Origin of the sequence: Formosa sp. Hel1_31_208 (assembly GCF_900104785.1) — a bacterium.
GTDB lineage: Bacteria > Bacteroidota > Bacteroidia > Flavobacteriales > Flavobacteriaceae > Psychroserpens.
In genome coordinates this window covers 2,157,558-2,173,386 of record NZ_LT629733.1, presented here as the reverse complement: position 1 = coordinate 2,173,386, position 15,829 = coordinate 2,157,558, and the positions used below count along the sequence as shown (strand labels likewise).

Genomic DNA, 15,829 nt, shown 5'->3' with positions numbered 1-15,829 from the left:
ATAAGACAAAGAACATTTTTATGGTGGTTAAAAAGAAGAATAAAAAATCCTATAAAGCTCATAATTTGCCTCCAGGAACGATGGCTTATAGAGGTAAAAAGCAAACCGCTATAACAGATATCGAAATCATTAATTATTCAAAAGATCATTATAAGAGTTTTAATTCTAAGCAGGTTGAGGATGCCTTTGATTTTAAAGGTACAGATCATGTGACTTGGATAAATATTAATGGACTTAATAATATTTCTGATATAGAGACTTTAGGATTACACTATAATTTACATCCATTAACGTTAGAAGATATCGTAAATACCAGTCAGCGACCAAAAATTGAAGAGTTTGAGAATTATTTATTTGTAGTATTTAAGATGCTATTTATAAAAAACGATGATGAACTCCATTATGAACATGTTAGTCTTATTGTGGGTGAAGATTATGTATTGACCTTTCAGGAAGCAGATGGTGATGTCTTTAATGATCTTAGAGAACGTCTTAAATTAGCAAAAGGAAGAATAAGAACTCAAGGTTCTGATTATTTAATGTATACATTACTAGATGCAATCGTAGATAATTATTTTACAGTTATAGAGGTTTTTGGCGATCGGATAGAAGATTTAGAATCATTATTGTTTCAAGCAAGACAAGCTGATGACAGCATGCCAAATCAAATACAACAATTAAAACGCGAAATTCTTAAGATGCGTCGCTCTATTTATCCTTTAAGAGAGGTAATTAATCGTATGGAAAAAACAAATTGTGTGTTTATCGAAGAAAAAACTACCAGTTATCTCAGAGATTTATATGATCATATTATTCAGGTTAATGAATCTGTAGACTTATATCGAGAGATGATTTGGAGTTTAATGGACATGTATATGACTATCATAAGTAATAAGATGAATGAAATCATGAAAGTATTGACCATTATAGCCACTATTTTTATTCCGCTAACGTTCATTGCAGGGATATATGGAATGAATTTCAAGAATATGCCAGAACTCAATTCAAACAACGGGTACTTCATTTTATTAGGGGTGATGTTTGTTCTATTGATTTTTATGTTAATTTATTTTAGAAGAAAGCGATGGCTTTAATATAATTTAAGTTAATTGAACCTCAACAAGGTTAAAGACTGTTAAACCACTTGACACAGATCGAATTTCTCTTAGTTTCAATAGTGTAATTAATTATTAACACTAAAAAAAACCATAGAAATGAGTTATTTGAATATGCAAGATGAAAAGTTAATGCCAGTAGTAGTTGAATTAAATAGCCTTTTAGCAAATTATCATATTTATTATCAAAAATTAAGAAACTTTCATTGGAATATATTGGGAGAAAACTTCTTCGATTTGCACAATAAATTTGAGGAATTATATATAGACGCTAGAACCAAAATAGATGAGATTGCCGAACGCATTCTAACATTACGTTACCATCCGATGAGTAAATTATCAGATTATTTAGAAATTTCAACAATTAAAGAAGTCTCGCCTTTACAATCTGATAAGAATATGGTGAAAGCACTAATTAATGACCACAAAATCTTATTGGAACAAATGAGCAAAGTAAATCAAAAAGCAGGTGAAGCAAATGATGAAGGGACAATGGATTTAATAGGGGCATACATAAGAGAACTAGAAAAAGCCAGTTGGATGTTAAATGCTTGGACTAAGAAAACTTCTGAAACCCTCAAAGAAAGAATGATTGAATCGTAATTACAAACTCATATTGAAAACATTAATACTTATAAAAAGTCTCATTTAGCAATGAGACTTTTTGTAATTTTAAACAGATAAAAACACACAGAATGCCGACATCTAAATTCGCAATAGAGACCCTTAACTTCTTTAAACGGTTAGAGAAAAATAATAACAGAGATTGGTTCAATGAACACAAGAAGGAATTCAAGTCTATTGAGGCCAAAACTAAAGAAACCTATAAACACGTTTACGAAGCATTAAATAAACATGATCATGTAGATGGTTTTAAATTGTTCAGAATTTATAGAGATGTCCGTTTTTCGAAAAACAAGCTACCTTATAAAACACACTTTGGAGGGTCTTTTAGTCGGAAAAAACCAGAATTGAGAGGTGGTTATTACTTGCATATCCAACCTAATAATCAATCTTTTATTGCGACAGGATTTTGGGAGCCTAATAAAGAGGATCTCTTGCGAATTCGCCGTGAATTTGAACAAGACGACGAAGAGATTAGAACTATTATGAATGACAAAGCTTTTAAGTCGGTATGGGGAGAATTTGTTGGAGATGAATTAAAAACGGCACCTAGAGATTTTGATAAAAATCATCCTGCAATAGATCTTATCAGAAAAAAGCAGTACATATTCACCAAGACCTATTCCGATAAAGAGGTCACAAGTGATACATTTCTAGACGATGTCAATGCTTCTTTTTTAGCTATTCGACCATTTTTTGATTATATGAGTGATATATTGACCACCAATCTAAATGGAGAATCCATCCTGTAGACCTAAATGGCTTTAGCCAATGATCTGGAAAATAATTGAATGTTACTCACCAATCGTTCCTTCACTATATTCATCATCCGTTTATTTAATGCTGAAGAATTTTGAATATATAATGCGTATTCTTCTACAGTAAATTGACCGATAATCATGCCCTTCAATGAATTTCTAAATTTCATGTCCTTATGAATGGCATTTTCTATGTATGCTAATTGCTTAGGTAATGACAAATCATAAAATACGTTTTTACGCTTTGTGATATAATTTTTAAAAACGACAATGAGCAAATGATTTTGAAGTTTAATAATAGGACGTAAAGTTCCATTTTGAAAACATTCGTCTGCACTCATATTGTCATTAACTTTAGCAGAGGCTATGGTTGGTCTAATGGACTTTAAATTTGTAGATCGATCATTCATGGCTTTAAATTTTATTAAAAATAGGAATAATGATAAGTCGTTTTTTTAAGCGTTATAGATGTTGTCAACGGTGTTATTAACAAAAAGTATAATTGCATGATTGCTTTTGAGAAGGTTTTCACTACTTTCTGTATAAATATATAACTATGAGATTTCACACACGGAAATGGGTAAAACCCGAAGATTTAAATCCAAATCAGACCTTATTTGGCGGACAATTATTAGCATGGATTGACGAGGAAATTGCCTTATACACCGTCATTCAGCTAGAAAACAATAAAATAGTGACCAAGTACATGTCAGAAATTAATTTCATGGCTTCGGCTAAGCAAGGTGATATCATAGAAATCGGTATAGAGGTAATTAAATTTGGTCGTTCTTCATTAACTATGAAATGTGAGGCAAGAAATAAAATGACTAGGGAAACCATACTTACTGTTGATAATATCATCATGGTAAATCTTGGTAAAGATGGAAAGCCAACGCCTCATGGTAAAACTGAAATTGAATTTGTAAAAGATAGGATAGAGGATTAGCTATTCGGCTATACCAGTTGTTAATTCAAAAATTTCCAAATCAAAATATGTGACTGCAGCTAATGCATGGTCAAAAATATCTGCCATTATATATTCATAATTTACCCAGCGCTTATCGCGACTAAAGCAGTATATCTCTAATGGCAAACCTTGAGATGTAGGTGCCAGCTGGCGGACCATTATGGTCATATCTTTATTGACCCCAGAATGGTTTTCAATATAGGTTTGCATGTACTTTCTAAATACACCAATATTGGTGAGATTGCGACCATTAAGTAATACAGATTTATCAGCGTTTATTTCCTTATTATAGGCGTTAATGTCCTTTTCACGAGTTATTAAGTATTGAGAAATACGCTCAATACGCTTAAAGCGCTCAATATCCGCTTCTGTTAAATACTTAATACTTTTTGCTGTTAGAATAATGGAACGTTTGATGCGACGACCTCCCGAAGATTCCATACCTCGCCAATTTTTAACCGAGTCTGAAATTAATGCATAGGTTGGGATAGTAGTAATCGTTTTATCAAAGTTTTGCACTTTTACAGTTGCTAAAGTGATTTCGGTAACGTCCCCATCAGCTCCATACTTTTCAAAGGTTATCCAATCACCAATGCGCACCATGTCGTTTATAGATACCTGAATACTGGCAACAAATCCTAAAATGGTGTCTCTAAAAACTAATATAATAACTGCGGAAGCCGCTCCTAACGTGGTAACGAATTTCCAAAATGAAATACCAGTAAGTATTGCAAAAACAGAAAACAGACCAATAACCCATGCAAAAATCATGAAGACTTGAATGTAACTTGCTATAGGTTTATCCTTAAGCCGTTCTACAGTTTTTAAATAATCTTTAATGCTATGTAAGACACTGCGTATTATCCAAAGTGTTAGTACAATTCCACACACCTGTAATCCCTTTTCGATAATGTTTTCGGCAAAGTCAAAATCAGAGAAGATGTCTGGGATAAATTCAATGGCAATAATCAATGGGATGATATGGGCTACATTTCTAGGTGTTTTATTAGCTACAAGAATATCATCGAAATTAGATTTGGTTTTAGCAGCAAAGGCATTAAACATATTAACTAAAATACGTTTAATGATAAAGTCGATGATAAATAGAATAATTAGTAAAGCCAAAAGCAATACGAGCATATTCAGATACTGAGCAGTCGATTCACTTAATCCAGCTTCAACGAAATAATCATAAAGTAAATGACGTAGATTTTTCATACTTAAGCGGTCTTCAAATATTTGTTATCTACATAAAAGGTACCAAATGGAATGATTGATGCTACTAAAACAACCATAAATGTTTTTCGATTCCATGTAAGTTCTTGTTTCAGCATTATAGCTAAAACAATATACCCCATAAATAATAGTCCGTGCGGCATGCCTAAAAGCTTTACATATGAAGGATCATCTCCAAAATACTTAATAGGTACAGCGACAAATAAGAGTAAAATATAGGATATACCTTCTAAAAAGGCAATCACTCTAAAACCATTAAATAATGATAACATAAAGTCTTAAATTTTATGCAAAATTACCTTATGTGCGGTAAATAGAATCAATATTTGACAATTTTTTTGATAAATTCAGTTCTTGTGTCGAGGTCTTTAAATTTGATAAAGTAGAAACCAGAAGCCAAATCATTTGTATCAAGTTGATTATTGCCATTTTCTAGGCGTACACTTTTAACTAATTTACCATCTAGAGAGTACACTTCTGTGACATAATTAGCATTGGTATTAATATTTAGAATACTATTAAAAGGATTCGGAAAGACGATGACTTCGTTCTCATCCTCTATAGTAACAGAACTTAAGGTACTATCAAAATATTCAAGAGCTAAATTAAATGCTTCATTACCAATTTTATCACCAATTATACGGCCTTTAATGTCGTCAATAGGTGGGTGGATACCTCCCCAGATTCTTGAAAGACTTGTCTGATCTGACGCATCGCGATACGTAGCCCATTGCAAGGTCATGTTTTGTGTTGGACCAACTTCAAAGACTAAAAAGTTATTTTGTTGTATATCAAATGTTCCCATTCCACCAGGAAAAAATGGATCACCGGTAAGTCGTGTTAATACTTCAGCTGCAGCACGAGAGAATGTAGAATGTCCTGACAAGTACCCTGCAAATGGCGGAGTAACAAATGTACCACGCTGATAAGGCCACCAATGTGTTCCAATTATCCAGTCAACTCCAGCTGTATCAAGTAAAGGGTCTGCAATAAAATCAGGACCTCTCCATGCTTTAATTTTTATTCGACCTACATTTTCATTTGAATCGCCACGAAGTGGATCGGTACTATCAATCAATTCAATTAAGCCACTTATTAATGGAAGACCATGAGGATCATAACTTGGCTGACTAGCATCAGTGCTTTGACCTTTCCCAGCCATGTATCGAATTGCAGATATTGGTCTTAAATAATCATAATAGCCTTTAATTCCCCATGTGTCAATAGCAGAGTCATGCATAGCACCACCTAAGGCCAAGTAACCTTTTACATCCCATTCTAAATCGCTTACAATATTTCCTTGTCCGGCAATTCTTTTTTCTACATCAGGATGATCACTCACATAGTTCAAAATCGTAAACCAGTGCCCTGGAGGTGTTTCTGAATCTGGTCCATCAGCCCAGTATTCAGCTAATACTCTTGCATAATCTGAACGCTTTACCATTTGAGGAACATACGGTTGGCCTGTGATTGGGTTTAGAGCATGTCCTGTACCGGCATCACCGCCATTCGTAAAATCATAAAAGGCTTGATATTCCTCAAAAGTCTCTGGGAAATTATCGATGTCGAAATTTCCAATAGCTCCAGGAGAGATATCAATCATAGTAGGGTCGTTAGGATCCAAATGTGCCGACCATGATGCCACTAAAGCAAAATGCCATTTGTAAGGGTCATCTATACCATCTTCATTTGAGTTTTGAATATAAACAGGTGGTCCAGGATCATTGTAAACGTAACTATCAAAGCCATTATTTAATATTTGAAGATCATCCGTGGATAAGGAAAATGGTGTCACAGCACCCCATTCTGGACTGAGAAATGGCGGAGTTCCAATAGGAAACTCATTTCCACTTTGGTCTATAAATGTACCAAAAGCTAGTGGTTGCCAACGGTCTGGGTTTATGTCATTCGTAAGATAATAGTTTTCTAAAACTAGCGGTGGGTTTGCCGGTACATAGAATGCGTTCGGATAATCAAATTGTTCGTTAGAATTGTCTTGTAACCCAAAAGCAATCATTTCACTCGCCATATAGTTTCCTAAAGCAGCATAAGAATTCGAACTATAATCTAAAGAGGTGAAACTAGGATCATAACCATAAGAGATAAATAAATTATTGATTTCTGTCAATAAATCATTACCGCCAGGTGAGTTCTCAAAACGATGATTAAGTAACCTGTACATGGCATAGCTCATAATTTCGTGTCTCGCCTCATCCACATTTGATGGTGTTGCAATCCCGTTATAATTACAGGTATAACCACCAAAAGTTTGTCCCACAAATACTGTACTGGCTTGAGAATCAAAAAGTGCCCAGGCATCATACATTAAAACAGAGGTATGGAACAAATTCCGTGCATGTATCGTAGGTCTTGCGAAATCTGACCTAATTGCTGTTAATAGCATTTCATTCCATTCTCTCGCAACCGATTGTTGCGCCTGAGAAAAAGTGATGAAAAATAATAGAAAAATAATAGTAATTTTTTTCATAGCGCTTGCATTTAAAATAGGAAGACAAGCTAGTGAATAAAATAATTTTAACAAAAAAAAGACTGTTATTTCTAACAGTCTTTCAACGATTTAATAAACCATATATCGATAGGTCAAGTACTTATTTATCTTGAGACATCATAGCGAAAAACTTATCAATATTTGGTAAAATAACAATACGAGTTCTTCGGTTTTTTGCTCTGTTCTCTTTCGAGTCATTTTCAACTAACGGCTGATAAAAACTACGTCCAGCAGCAATAAGCTGTTCTGGGGCAACATTGTAATCATTTTGTAATTTCTTTACTACCGCAGTCGCACGTAGCACACTTAAATCCCAGTTATCCTTAATAGAAGCTGTATTTTTCATCAATTTGTTATCGGTATGGCCTTCAACCATTACATCTAAACTTTCTTCCGTATTGATAACATTTGCGATTTTTTGTAGAATATCATTCGCTTTGTTACTCACTTTGTAGCTACCTGAATTGAATAACATCTTGTCAGAAATAGAAATCATAACCACAGTTTCTTCAATACGTACAGCTATATCTTCATCTTCTTCAATAGTATCCATAGACGCCTTCAAATTAAACTGTAATGCCAAATTCATTGAATCTTTCAATGTTTTAGCCGTTGCCATATAAGCAGGTGGTACCTTCTTAAGAGATTCCCTCATGGCTTCTCTTTGGTTTTTAGAAATCACCATACCATCCACAGAGACGAGTTGGGCCTCATTCTCTTTTGTAAGTTCATTTATTTTAGAATTATAGCTATCTACACGTTTTTGAATACTCGCAAATTTTGCTTCAAGGTCTTCTTTTTCAACCCTAGTTTTAGTGAGTTCACTTTGTAATTTACCATGGTCTTCCTCTAAAGTAAGATACTTTTTCTTTGATACACAAGCTGTTAAAACTAATGCCGATAAAATAACGATTGAAATTCGTTTCATAATGTTTTATTATAATTTTGGTTTCTGTGTATATCTACGAAATGAATGGTCTTTCGGACTTTTTTAAATCCAAATAGTTATGAACCATAATGTGTTAACTTCGGAAATAGGACAACCTTAAAATTTTGTGAAATCCAATTTAATCTTTAAAGCTTTGATTAATTTTAAAGCAAAATCAACGAAACGATTCTAACCATGAAGAAAACAATACTATTTACATTGACTGTCCTGCTTTGTTTAGCGCCAATGTCGAAACAGGCACAATCCAAAAGAAAGAAGAAAAAAGATGCTAAAACCGAAGCTGTATCACCAGCACCTAAAAAAAAGAATGGCAAAATAAAACCTTATGATAAGGTTATTACTAGTGATGCTGTCACCGATGACGGTCTGTTTAAAGTTCATAAAATAGGAGAGAAGTACTATTTTGAAATTCCAAACGAACACCTTAATAAAGACATGCTCCTAGTAAGTAGAATCGCAAAACTACCTTCAGGATTAGGCGGAGGTTATGTGAATGCAGGCTCAAAAACGGGTGAGCGTCTTATAGTATGGGAACGTTTTGATACTAAAATTTTAATTAAAGAGCGTTCTTATAATTCGGTAGCCGACGACGATTTGCCAATAAGTATTTCAGTAAAATCTAATAATTATGAGCCAATTCTGTTTGCTTTTGATATTGCCGCTTTTAGTAAAGACTCTTCAGCAGTAGTCGTAGATGTTACAAAGTTTTACAGTACAGATGTGAAAGCAATTAGCGGACTACCAGCGCGCTACCGAACCACTTATAAGGTACGAAATCTTGATGCCTCTCGTAGTTATATTAATACGATGAAAAGCTTTCCGCAAAATATTGAAGTGGTGCAAGACATGACCTATAATGCATCGGCACCGCCATCAGCAAGGGCTGCACAAACTATTAGTTTGCAAATGAACCAATCCATGATATTACTGCCCGAAGAACCAATGCAATCCCGTTTTGCAGATGATCGTGTTGGTTGGTTTACCTTTAGTCAGGTAGATTATGGAAGTCCGAAACTTAAAGCAGATACAAAAACGTACATCAGACGCTGGCGATTAGAACCAAAAGATCCTGCGGCTTATGCTAGAGGTGAATTGGTAGAACCCGTAAAACCTATTGTATATTACTTAGATCCTGCAACTCCAGAAAGTTTAAGAAAATACATCAAAGAAGGTATCGAATTATGGCAAGGTCCATTTGAAAAAGCGGGTTTTAAAAATGCCATTATCGCAAAATATCCTCCAACAAAAGAGGAAGATCCCGATTTTAGTCCGGAAGATGTGCGCTATTCAGTAGTGCGTTACGTAGCTAGTGAAACTAGAAATGCCGTTGGGCCAAGTGTTTCCGATCCTAGAAGTGGAGAAATCATTGAGAGTGATATCATATGGTACCACAACCATTTGCGTTCATACCGAAACCGTTACTTACTCGAAACAGGTGCTGCAAATCCTACAGCGAGAACTTTAGACACATCTGATGAAGAGATAGGAGAAATGATGAAAATGGTGATAGCTCACGAAGTAGGTCATGCTTTAGGCTTGCCACACAATATGAGTGCGAGTAAAGCGTATGATGTAGAAAGTTATAGAAGTGGTGACTTCACACAAAAAAACGGAATAGCCTCGACCATTATGGATTATGCACGTTACAATTATATTGCACAGCCTGGTGATCAGAATATTCGATTTATCAGACAAATGGGACCTTATGATGACTATGCTATAAATTGGGGTTATCGCAATATTCCTGGGACTACGAGTTCTGAAGCGGAGCTACCAACCTTAGAAAAATGGATTATGGACAAAGCGGGTGATCCTAGATATGTCTTCGGAAGACAAAGCAGCCGATTTGATCCTACCTCACAAACTGAGGATATAGGAAATGATGCCATTAAAGCATCTAATTACGCATTAAAGAATTTAAAATATGTCGCCCAAAATTTACCACAATGGACAAGCGATCAAACTAATGATTATGACGATCTCGAAGAATTGTATGGTGAATTATTAGGCTGCTATAATCGTTATATTGGACATGTATTGGGCAATGTAGGCGGTGTAGTGGAACATCTCATTACACCAAAGCAAGATGGTATCGCTTATGAAGCAGTTCCAAAAGCCTTACAGCAAGAATCGATGCAATGGTTGCACAAAAACGCGTTTGAAACTCCAGTTTGGCTAGTAGACAAGCGCATGCTACAAAATATTGATTATGCGGGTTACACAGAACGTGTGAGACGCTTACAAAGTCGCTATTTAAATGGCTTACTGAGTTTTGATCGTTTAGGAAGACTCATCGACCACGAAACCCTAGATACTACAAATTATAGTGCACTGCAAATGCTTCAAGAGTTGAGAAAAGGAATTATGAGCGAAACTACTGCAACAAAAAATGTAGATGTTTTCCGTCGTAATTTACAGCGAGCTTATGTTGATCGTATGGCATTTCTCATGACCGAAGACATGAATCCGCAACGAAGCACTCAGTATTTTAATGTGTCACAATCTGATATTCGTGCTTTAGTGCGTGGTGAATTAAATACTCTAAAACGTCAGGTGGGTGCAGCAGCAAATCGCCCTGTGAATCTGGTAACCAAATATCATTATAGAGATTTAGTAGAACGAATTGACGTTATCTTAGTTCCGAAATAAGATTAAAATGATATCTGAATACAACACACCTTTCGGGTTTTAGTCTGAAAGGTGTTTTTTTATTATCGAAACATTCCATTATATTTATAGGGCTAAGTCTCTAAAAGACAATAGTCATGAGTATTTTTAATAAAAAACGTATGGGATTTTTATCAAAGAAAAAGCTATCCAGTTATCTCTTGTATGGGATTGGAGAAATTATCTTGGTGGTGATTGGCATTTTAATTGCTGTCACCATCAATAATAAAAAACAGGAGCGTGATGCACAAAATCAATTGCGTAGTTATCTTCAAGTTTATAAACAAGATCTCATTCAAGACACCACCATCATTCATGCGGTTTTAGAAACGTATGTGGAAAAACGTAAAGAATATTTCAAACTATTTTTAAGTGATACCGTTACCGCAAAAACCTATGCAGAAACGCCTCAAGGTTATGGACTTATCCTTTCATATACGCCTTTTCAGCTTCAACAAAAAGGAATTAACTTGCTTGAGAAGTATGTTAATGATCGTGATAGCGAACAGGACACATTAATCTCAACAATTTTAACAAGTTATAGAACTTTTGATAATTTATTAACTGCAACGAATAACCGTATAGGAGATGATATTGATAATAATATGTTGTATTTCAAGGAAAATGAACCTTGGATTGCTGACATCCTCATGGGGAAACTAGATAACCCCGAAATTATGCGCTACTATTTAAGCGATGCGTATAGAGCCCGATTAGCCATTCATTCAACGCTCATTTATGGGAATTTGGAACCGCAGTTAAAAGCGCTAAAAGAAACAGATAAAGAAATTCTAGAATTAATAAACGAACGATTGAAAAAATGAAGATATTCAACAAACAACGATTACAATTTTTAAAGAAAAGTAGTATGAGTAAATATATAGGATATGCTATTGGAGAGATTGTACTCGTCATTATTGGGATTTTAATCGCTTTAGGCATTAATAATTGGAACCAAGATAAGCAGCTCAAACGGGCTAATGTCGTGCTTCAACAAAAAGTATTGAAACAACTAGATATTGATATAGAGACGATTTCCGACTTTAAAAAAGAATTAGACACCCTGCAACAAGTGTATCTTAAGACTTTAGATCGTCCTTATGATAAAAGCAAAGTAGGTGAAGAAGGGCTGATATCAACCCTTTTATTTGAGGTGAATACATTAACCCTAGATAACCATATTATTAATTTGGTTGATAATGCTGAACTTGAGGTTAGTAGCGCTTCTGAGCAACTTATAGATTTAAGTAGTACGTATAAAATATACAGAAAGGATATTGACGATATTGAGAAAATTATTTTTGAGAAAACAACTAATAATCTAAAGGAAATAGAAAAAACAGAGGATTGGTACATCGAATTTATAACCGATTTTATATGTAAAAACGATTGTATTAATTACCTCCTAAATAATAAAGATCATAAGGCTAGAATAGCGTCCTTAAGATTTCTATATATCGTAGGCTATGATTCAATTATTGATATTTTTCAAAATGATTTATTAAAGTCAAAAGAACAACTTTTAAAGGCCTTGAGTAAATAATACGATGATCATGGTGAGCATTGCTATCCGTAGCTCGGACATTATCAATACTCACAATATTTCATGATTCAAAATACACAAGTGATAAACAGGCCAAACTAGGGTAAAACTGAGTGATTATAGAACCCCAATAATTCATATCAACTATAATTAATCTGTCATTATGGTTTTTGGCATCATATTTGACTTCTACTAAGTATTATTAAATATTAAAATATAATACAATGAGTAAAGGAACAGTAAAATTCTTCAACGATGCCAAAGGATTTGGCTTCATCACCGAAGAAGGTTCAAACAATGAGCATTTTGTACACATTTCAGGATTAGTAGACGAGATTCGCGAAGGCGATATTGTTGAATTCGATTTGACAGAAGGCAAAAAAGGATTAAACGCAGTAAACGTAAAAGTTATCTAACATATCGCTTAACCTAAATTATGAAAGCCCATCACATGTGATGGGCTTTTTTTTATATCCTTTATCAAACCACATACAGTATTATAAAGACTTAGACGATTGCTAATCTTTAACTGTGATGGGTTTTAATTTGATACATCCGAAAGCATCCAATAGTTTTATGATCAAATATGTGATATCAATTTCATACCATTTGACACCAAAATTAGCTCTGCTCGCATGCTTATGATGATTATTATGATAGCCTTCACCCATCATTAAAAAATCAAAACGGAATAGATTTTTGCTCGTGTTTTTCATTTTATAATTGACATAGCCATAAATATGCCCAAACCAATTAATAATTACGCCATGAATTGGCGCCATTAAAAACGTAATAGGCAATAACAACCATTGCCACCAAGCGGTCACAAAGAAGGCAAAAAATAGAATGTAACTTGTAATCCAAAGTAATCTAGAAAAGCGAGAACTTGCAAAAAGATCAAATTTTGTCCATTGCGGTACATTTTTGGTAAAACGCTGATCAATAGGAATACGCTGTTTATTAATATCTTGATAGATCGTTTTTGTTTTCCACATCATCGCAAACACATTAGCATCATGAGATGGAGAATGCGGATCTTTTTCAGTATCTGTATAGGCATGGTGCATGCGGTGCATAATACCATAACCATATGCACTTAGGTAACTTGAACCTTGAAAAATCCAGGTCAAGATAAAGCTTATACGTTCCATCGTTTTTGACATGGTAAATACTTGATGAGCTGCATAACGATGCAAAAAGAACGACTGAAAAAATAAGCCTCCATACCAAAGCAATAAAACAAAAATAACAATCACCATAACTTTTTTTGCAAAGATAATGTGATGTTGCGAGCGAAACAATGAACCTAAATCAATTAAATGCTTTTTATAAACGTCGCCTAATCCTACTAAGCGCTTGTGCAGTCACACCAATATAGGAACTTATATATTTAAGAGGAATTACTTTTATGAGTTCTGGGCGTTCTTTAAATAATTTCATATATCGTTCCTCTGCTGTCAAATTCAACAAGTTTTGTTCCCGTTTAGATTTTAATAAAAAGAGACGTTCTGCTGTTAATCGTCCAATAAGATTTCCAATTTGGGTTGTTTTATAAACCGCTTGTAAATCGTCATAGGTTATACTTAAAATGGTCGTTTCTGTAAGTGCTTGTAGTTGGTAAGCCGAAGGTGTCTGTGTTAAGAACGAGTCGTATGCACTAATAAACTGGTCTTTAAAACTAAAGCCAAAGGTGATTTCTTTCTCAGGGTTTTCTTTAGGAATAAATAAACGTACAACACCCGATTCAATAAAGGAAATGTGATTTTCTACGGTATTGATTTTTAGAAATATGTCTTTCTTTTGAATCACACGACGCTGTAATTTAGAGGTAAAAAAATCCCAATCTGATTGTGATATGGCGGCTATTTGGTCTAAGTACGCTTTTATCTGTTGCACGCTGTTGAATCCTGTTAGGTGAGTATGCAAAGATACAGATTCACAAATTTATTAACTGTGATTGTTGGGCTAAATTGTTTGAACTATTTTAAGGCAATCAACGGTTTTAAAACTTCCCAAACAGTATTAGCCACTATTTTATGACCTTCAACAGTTGGGTGGATGCCATCACTTTGGTTGAGTTCTTCAATACCTCCAACATCTTTTAAAATAAAAGGAATAAATTCTAATTTATTTTGATCCGCTAAATCCGCAAAAATGCTTCTAAACTCATTCGTATAGTCTTGTCCCATATTTGGTGGCAATTCCATACCAGCAAGGATAATAGTGGTTTCTGGGCTTTTTTCTTTTACAGCATCTATTATGGCTTGGAGATTCATACGGGTTTCCGATAAGGGCACGCCTCGTAAACCATCATTGCCACCCAGTTCTAGGACAAAAACAGATATATCTTGATTCATCACCCAATTAATACGACTTTTTCCACCAGCCGTCGTTTCACCGCTTAATCCTGAATTGATTACAGTATAATTTAAGTCAAGGGAGTCTATCTTTTGTTGTAAAATAGCAGGAAAGGCATCGTTGATATCCTCCAATCCATATCCTGCAGTTATGCTATCACCAAAGCATAGAATAGTGCCAGATGTCTCTGCAGCTGTCAAAGTCACCTCGATTTTATCTGTTGACACATCTTCTTGGGTTATTTTTTTAGAGGTTTCATTGCCACATGCACTGAGTAATAAGACCATCATAAAATAACAAAACTTTAAGAATTTATGTGCGCGTGTCATTGGTAGATTTAATTGCAATTGTTTATTTTGAGCCTTAGACATAAACTGTCGTTTAAATTAAAATTAATATGTCAAAGATATTAAAGATAACTGGGCTAGAAAAGACTTATACCAGTGGTAACAAACAATTAACGGTTTTGCAGAATATCACTTTTGATGTCGATAAAGGGCAAACCTTTTCTATTGTTGGACCTTCAGGTAGTGGTAAAACGACGCTCTTAGGATTATGCGCGGGTTTAGATCAACCAAATGCAGGTTGTGTAGAGCTATGTGGCTATGATTTAAATAGTTTAAATGAAGACCAACGTGCTCAATTACGAAATAAAGAAGTAGGGTTTATTTTTCAAAATTTTCAATTGCTACCAACACTTACCGCTCTTGAAAATGTTAGTGTACCACTAGAATTGCAAAGCGCTAAGGATGCTTCGGAAAAAAGCACCGCCCTATTAGATAAAGTAGGTTTGGCCGATCGCGTTCATCATTATCCCTCTCAGCTTTCTGGAGGAGAACAACAACGTGTCGCTTTAGCGAGAGCATTTGCTAACGCACCATCTATTTTATTTGCAGATGAACCTACTGGAAATTTAGATGAAGAAACGGGTGAAAAAGTGATTCAGCTATTATTCGAACTTAATAAAGAAGCCGGTACGACTCTGGTTATTATTTCTCACGATTTGGAATTAGCCAATCGCACGCAACAAATACTTCGACTAAAAGGTGGGCAAATATTAACGAATTTACCAACGACAATACTTTGAACCCTTCCAAACTAAA

The 15,829-nt window shown here is 34.6% G+C and carries 17 protein-coding genes; 9 read left to right on the top strand and 8 right to left on the bottom strand.

The features are described 5' to 3' along the window. Positions 1 to 20: 20 nt before the first annotated feature. The 3 genes from corA to BLT57_RS09775 all read left to right on the top strand — a co-directional run bounded on the left by corA (position 21) and on the right by BLT57_RS09775 (position 2,491). Positions 21 to 1,094 carry a magnesium/cobalt transporter CorA gene (gene corA, locus BLT57_RS09785; protein WP_091425308.1) on the top strand — a complete coding sequence of 358 codons (1,074 nt, stop codon included), beginning with the start codon at positions 21 to 23 and terminating at the stop codon, positions 1,092 to 1,094. A 120-nt stretch (positions 1,095 to 1,214) separates the two neighbouring features. Beyond that, entirely contained in the window at positions 1,215 to 1,718 is a 504-nt protein-coding gene (locus BLT57_RS09780) for a Dps family protein (RefSeq protein ID WP_091425307.1), read from the top strand. Between the two features lie 92 nt (positions 1,719 to 1,810). Continuing rightward, complete coding sequence (locus tag BLT57_RS09775) at positions 1,811 to 2,491, top strand: DUF2461 domain-containing protein (RefSeq protein WP_091425305.1); 681 nt, start codon at positions 1,811 to 1,813, stop codon at positions 2,489 to 2,491. Between the two features lie 2 nt (positions 2,492 to 2,493). Here the strand turns inward: BLT57_RS09775 and BLT57_RS09770 are convergent, their stop codons facing one another. Next, complete coding sequence (locus tag BLT57_RS09770; RefSeq protein WP_091425303.1) at positions 2,494 to 2,907, bottom strand: glyoxalase; 414 nt, start codon at positions 2,905 to 2,907, stop codon at positions 2,494 to 2,496. 146 nt (positions 2,908 to 3,053) lie between these two features. On the opposite strand from BLT57_RS09770, the gene BLT57_RS09765 reads away from it, so the two are divergent. Beyond that, positions 3,054 to 3,443 (top strand): acyl-CoA thioesterase, encoded by a 390-nt coding sequence (locus BLT57_RS09765; protein ID WP_091425302.1) that lies wholly within the window; start codon positions 3,054 to 3,056, stop codon positions 3,441 to 3,443. Here the strand turns inward: BLT57_RS09765 and BLT57_RS09760 are convergent, their stop codons facing one another. The 4 genes from BLT57_RS09760 to BLT57_RS09745 form a co-directional block, all read right to left on the bottom strand. Continuing rightward, positions 3,444 to 4,682, bottom strand: coding sequence for a mechanosensitive ion channel family protein (locus tag BLT57_RS09760; protein ID WP_091425300.1), 1,239 nt, complete (start codon positions 4,680 to 4,682; stop codon positions 3,444 to 3,446). 2 nt (positions 4,683 to 4,684) lie between these two features. Beyond that, on the bottom strand, positions 4,685 to 4,972 hold the full coding sequence (locus tag BLT57_RS09755) for a DUF3817 domain-containing protein (RefSeq protein WP_091425299.1): 288 nt from the start codon (positions 4,970 to 4,972) through the stop codon (positions 4,685 to 4,687). Positions 4,973 to 5,019: 47 nt separating this feature from the next. After that, complete coding sequence (locus tag BLT57_RS09750; protein ID WP_091425298.1) at positions 5,020 to 7,188, bottom strand: T9SS type A sorting domain-containing protein; 2,169 nt, start codon at positions 7,186 to 7,188, stop codon at positions 5,020 to 5,022. A 121-nt stretch (positions 7,189 to 7,309) separates the two neighbouring features. Continuing rightward, a complete protein-coding gene (locus BLT57_RS09745; protein WP_091425296.1) occupies positions 7,310 to 8,137 on the bottom strand; it encodes an OmpA family protein in 828 nt (275 codons plus the stop codon). Positions 8,138 to 8,332: 195 nt separating this feature from the next. Between BLT57_RS09745 and BLT57_RS09740 the strand changes: the two genes are divergently transcribed. The 4 genes from BLT57_RS09740 to BLT57_RS09725 all read left to right on the top strand — a co-directional run bounded on the left by BLT57_RS09740 (position 8,333) and on the right by BLT57_RS09725 (position 12,784). Next, on the top strand, positions 8,333 to 10,807 hold the full coding sequence (locus BLT57_RS09740) for a zinc-dependent metalloprotease (RefSeq protein ID WP_091425295.1): 2,475 nt from the start codon (positions 8,333 to 8,335) through the stop codon (positions 10,805 to 10,807). 116 nt (positions 10,808 to 10,923) lie between these two features. After that, positions 10,924 to 11,649 (top strand): hypothetical protein, encoded by a 726-nt coding sequence (locus BLT57_RS09735; protein ID WP_091425293.1) that lies wholly within the window; start codon positions 10,924 to 10,926, stop codon positions 11,647 to 11,649. 44 nt (positions 11,650 to 11,693) lie between these two features. Beyond that, the gene (locus BLT57_RS09730; RefSeq protein ID WP_157717163.1) at positions 11,694 to 12,368 is read left to right on the top strand and encodes a DUF6090 family protein; all 675 of its coding nucleotides are present in this window, start codon (positions 11,694 to 11,696) and stop codon (positions 12,366 to 12,368) included. Between the two features lie 224 nt (positions 12,369 to 12,592). Continuing rightward, a complete protein-coding gene (locus BLT57_RS09725; RefSeq protein ID WP_091425288.1) occupies positions 12,593 to 12,784 on the top strand; it encodes a cold-shock protein in 192 nt (63 codons plus the stop codon). 102 nt (positions 12,785 to 12,886) lie between these two features. Here BLT57_RS09725 and BLT57_RS09720 read toward each other — a convergent pair whose 3' ends face one another. From BLT57_RS09720 to BLT57_RS09710, 3 genes are all read right to left on the bottom strand, one after another. Next, complete coding sequence (locus BLT57_RS09720; protein WP_091425286.1) at positions 12,887 to 13,627, bottom strand: acyl-CoA desaturase; 741 nt, start codon at positions 13,625 to 13,627, stop codon at positions 12,887 to 12,889. A 67-nt stretch (positions 13,628 to 13,694) separates the two neighbouring features. Further along, complete coding sequence (locus tag BLT57_RS09715) at positions 13,695 to 14,264, bottom strand: Crp/Fnr family transcriptional regulator (protein ID WP_091425284.1); 570 nt, start codon at positions 14,262 to 14,264, stop codon at positions 13,695 to 13,697. Positions 14,265 to 14,347: 83 nt separating this feature from the next. Further along, a complete protein-coding gene (locus BLT57_RS09710; RefSeq protein WP_091425282.1) occupies positions 14,348 to 15,097 on the bottom strand; it encodes an arylesterase in 750 nt (249 codons plus the stop codon). A gap of 26 nt (positions 15,098 to 15,123) precedes the next feature. Here BLT57_RS09710 and BLT57_RS09705 point away from each other — a divergent pair, with 26 nt between their 5' ends. Further along, complete coding sequence (locus BLT57_RS09705) at positions 15,124 to 15,813, top strand: ABC transporter ATP-binding protein (RefSeq protein ID WP_091425280.1); 690 nt, start codon at positions 15,124 to 15,126, stop codon at positions 15,811 to 15,813. Positions 15,814 to 15,829 lie beyond the last annotated feature (16 nt).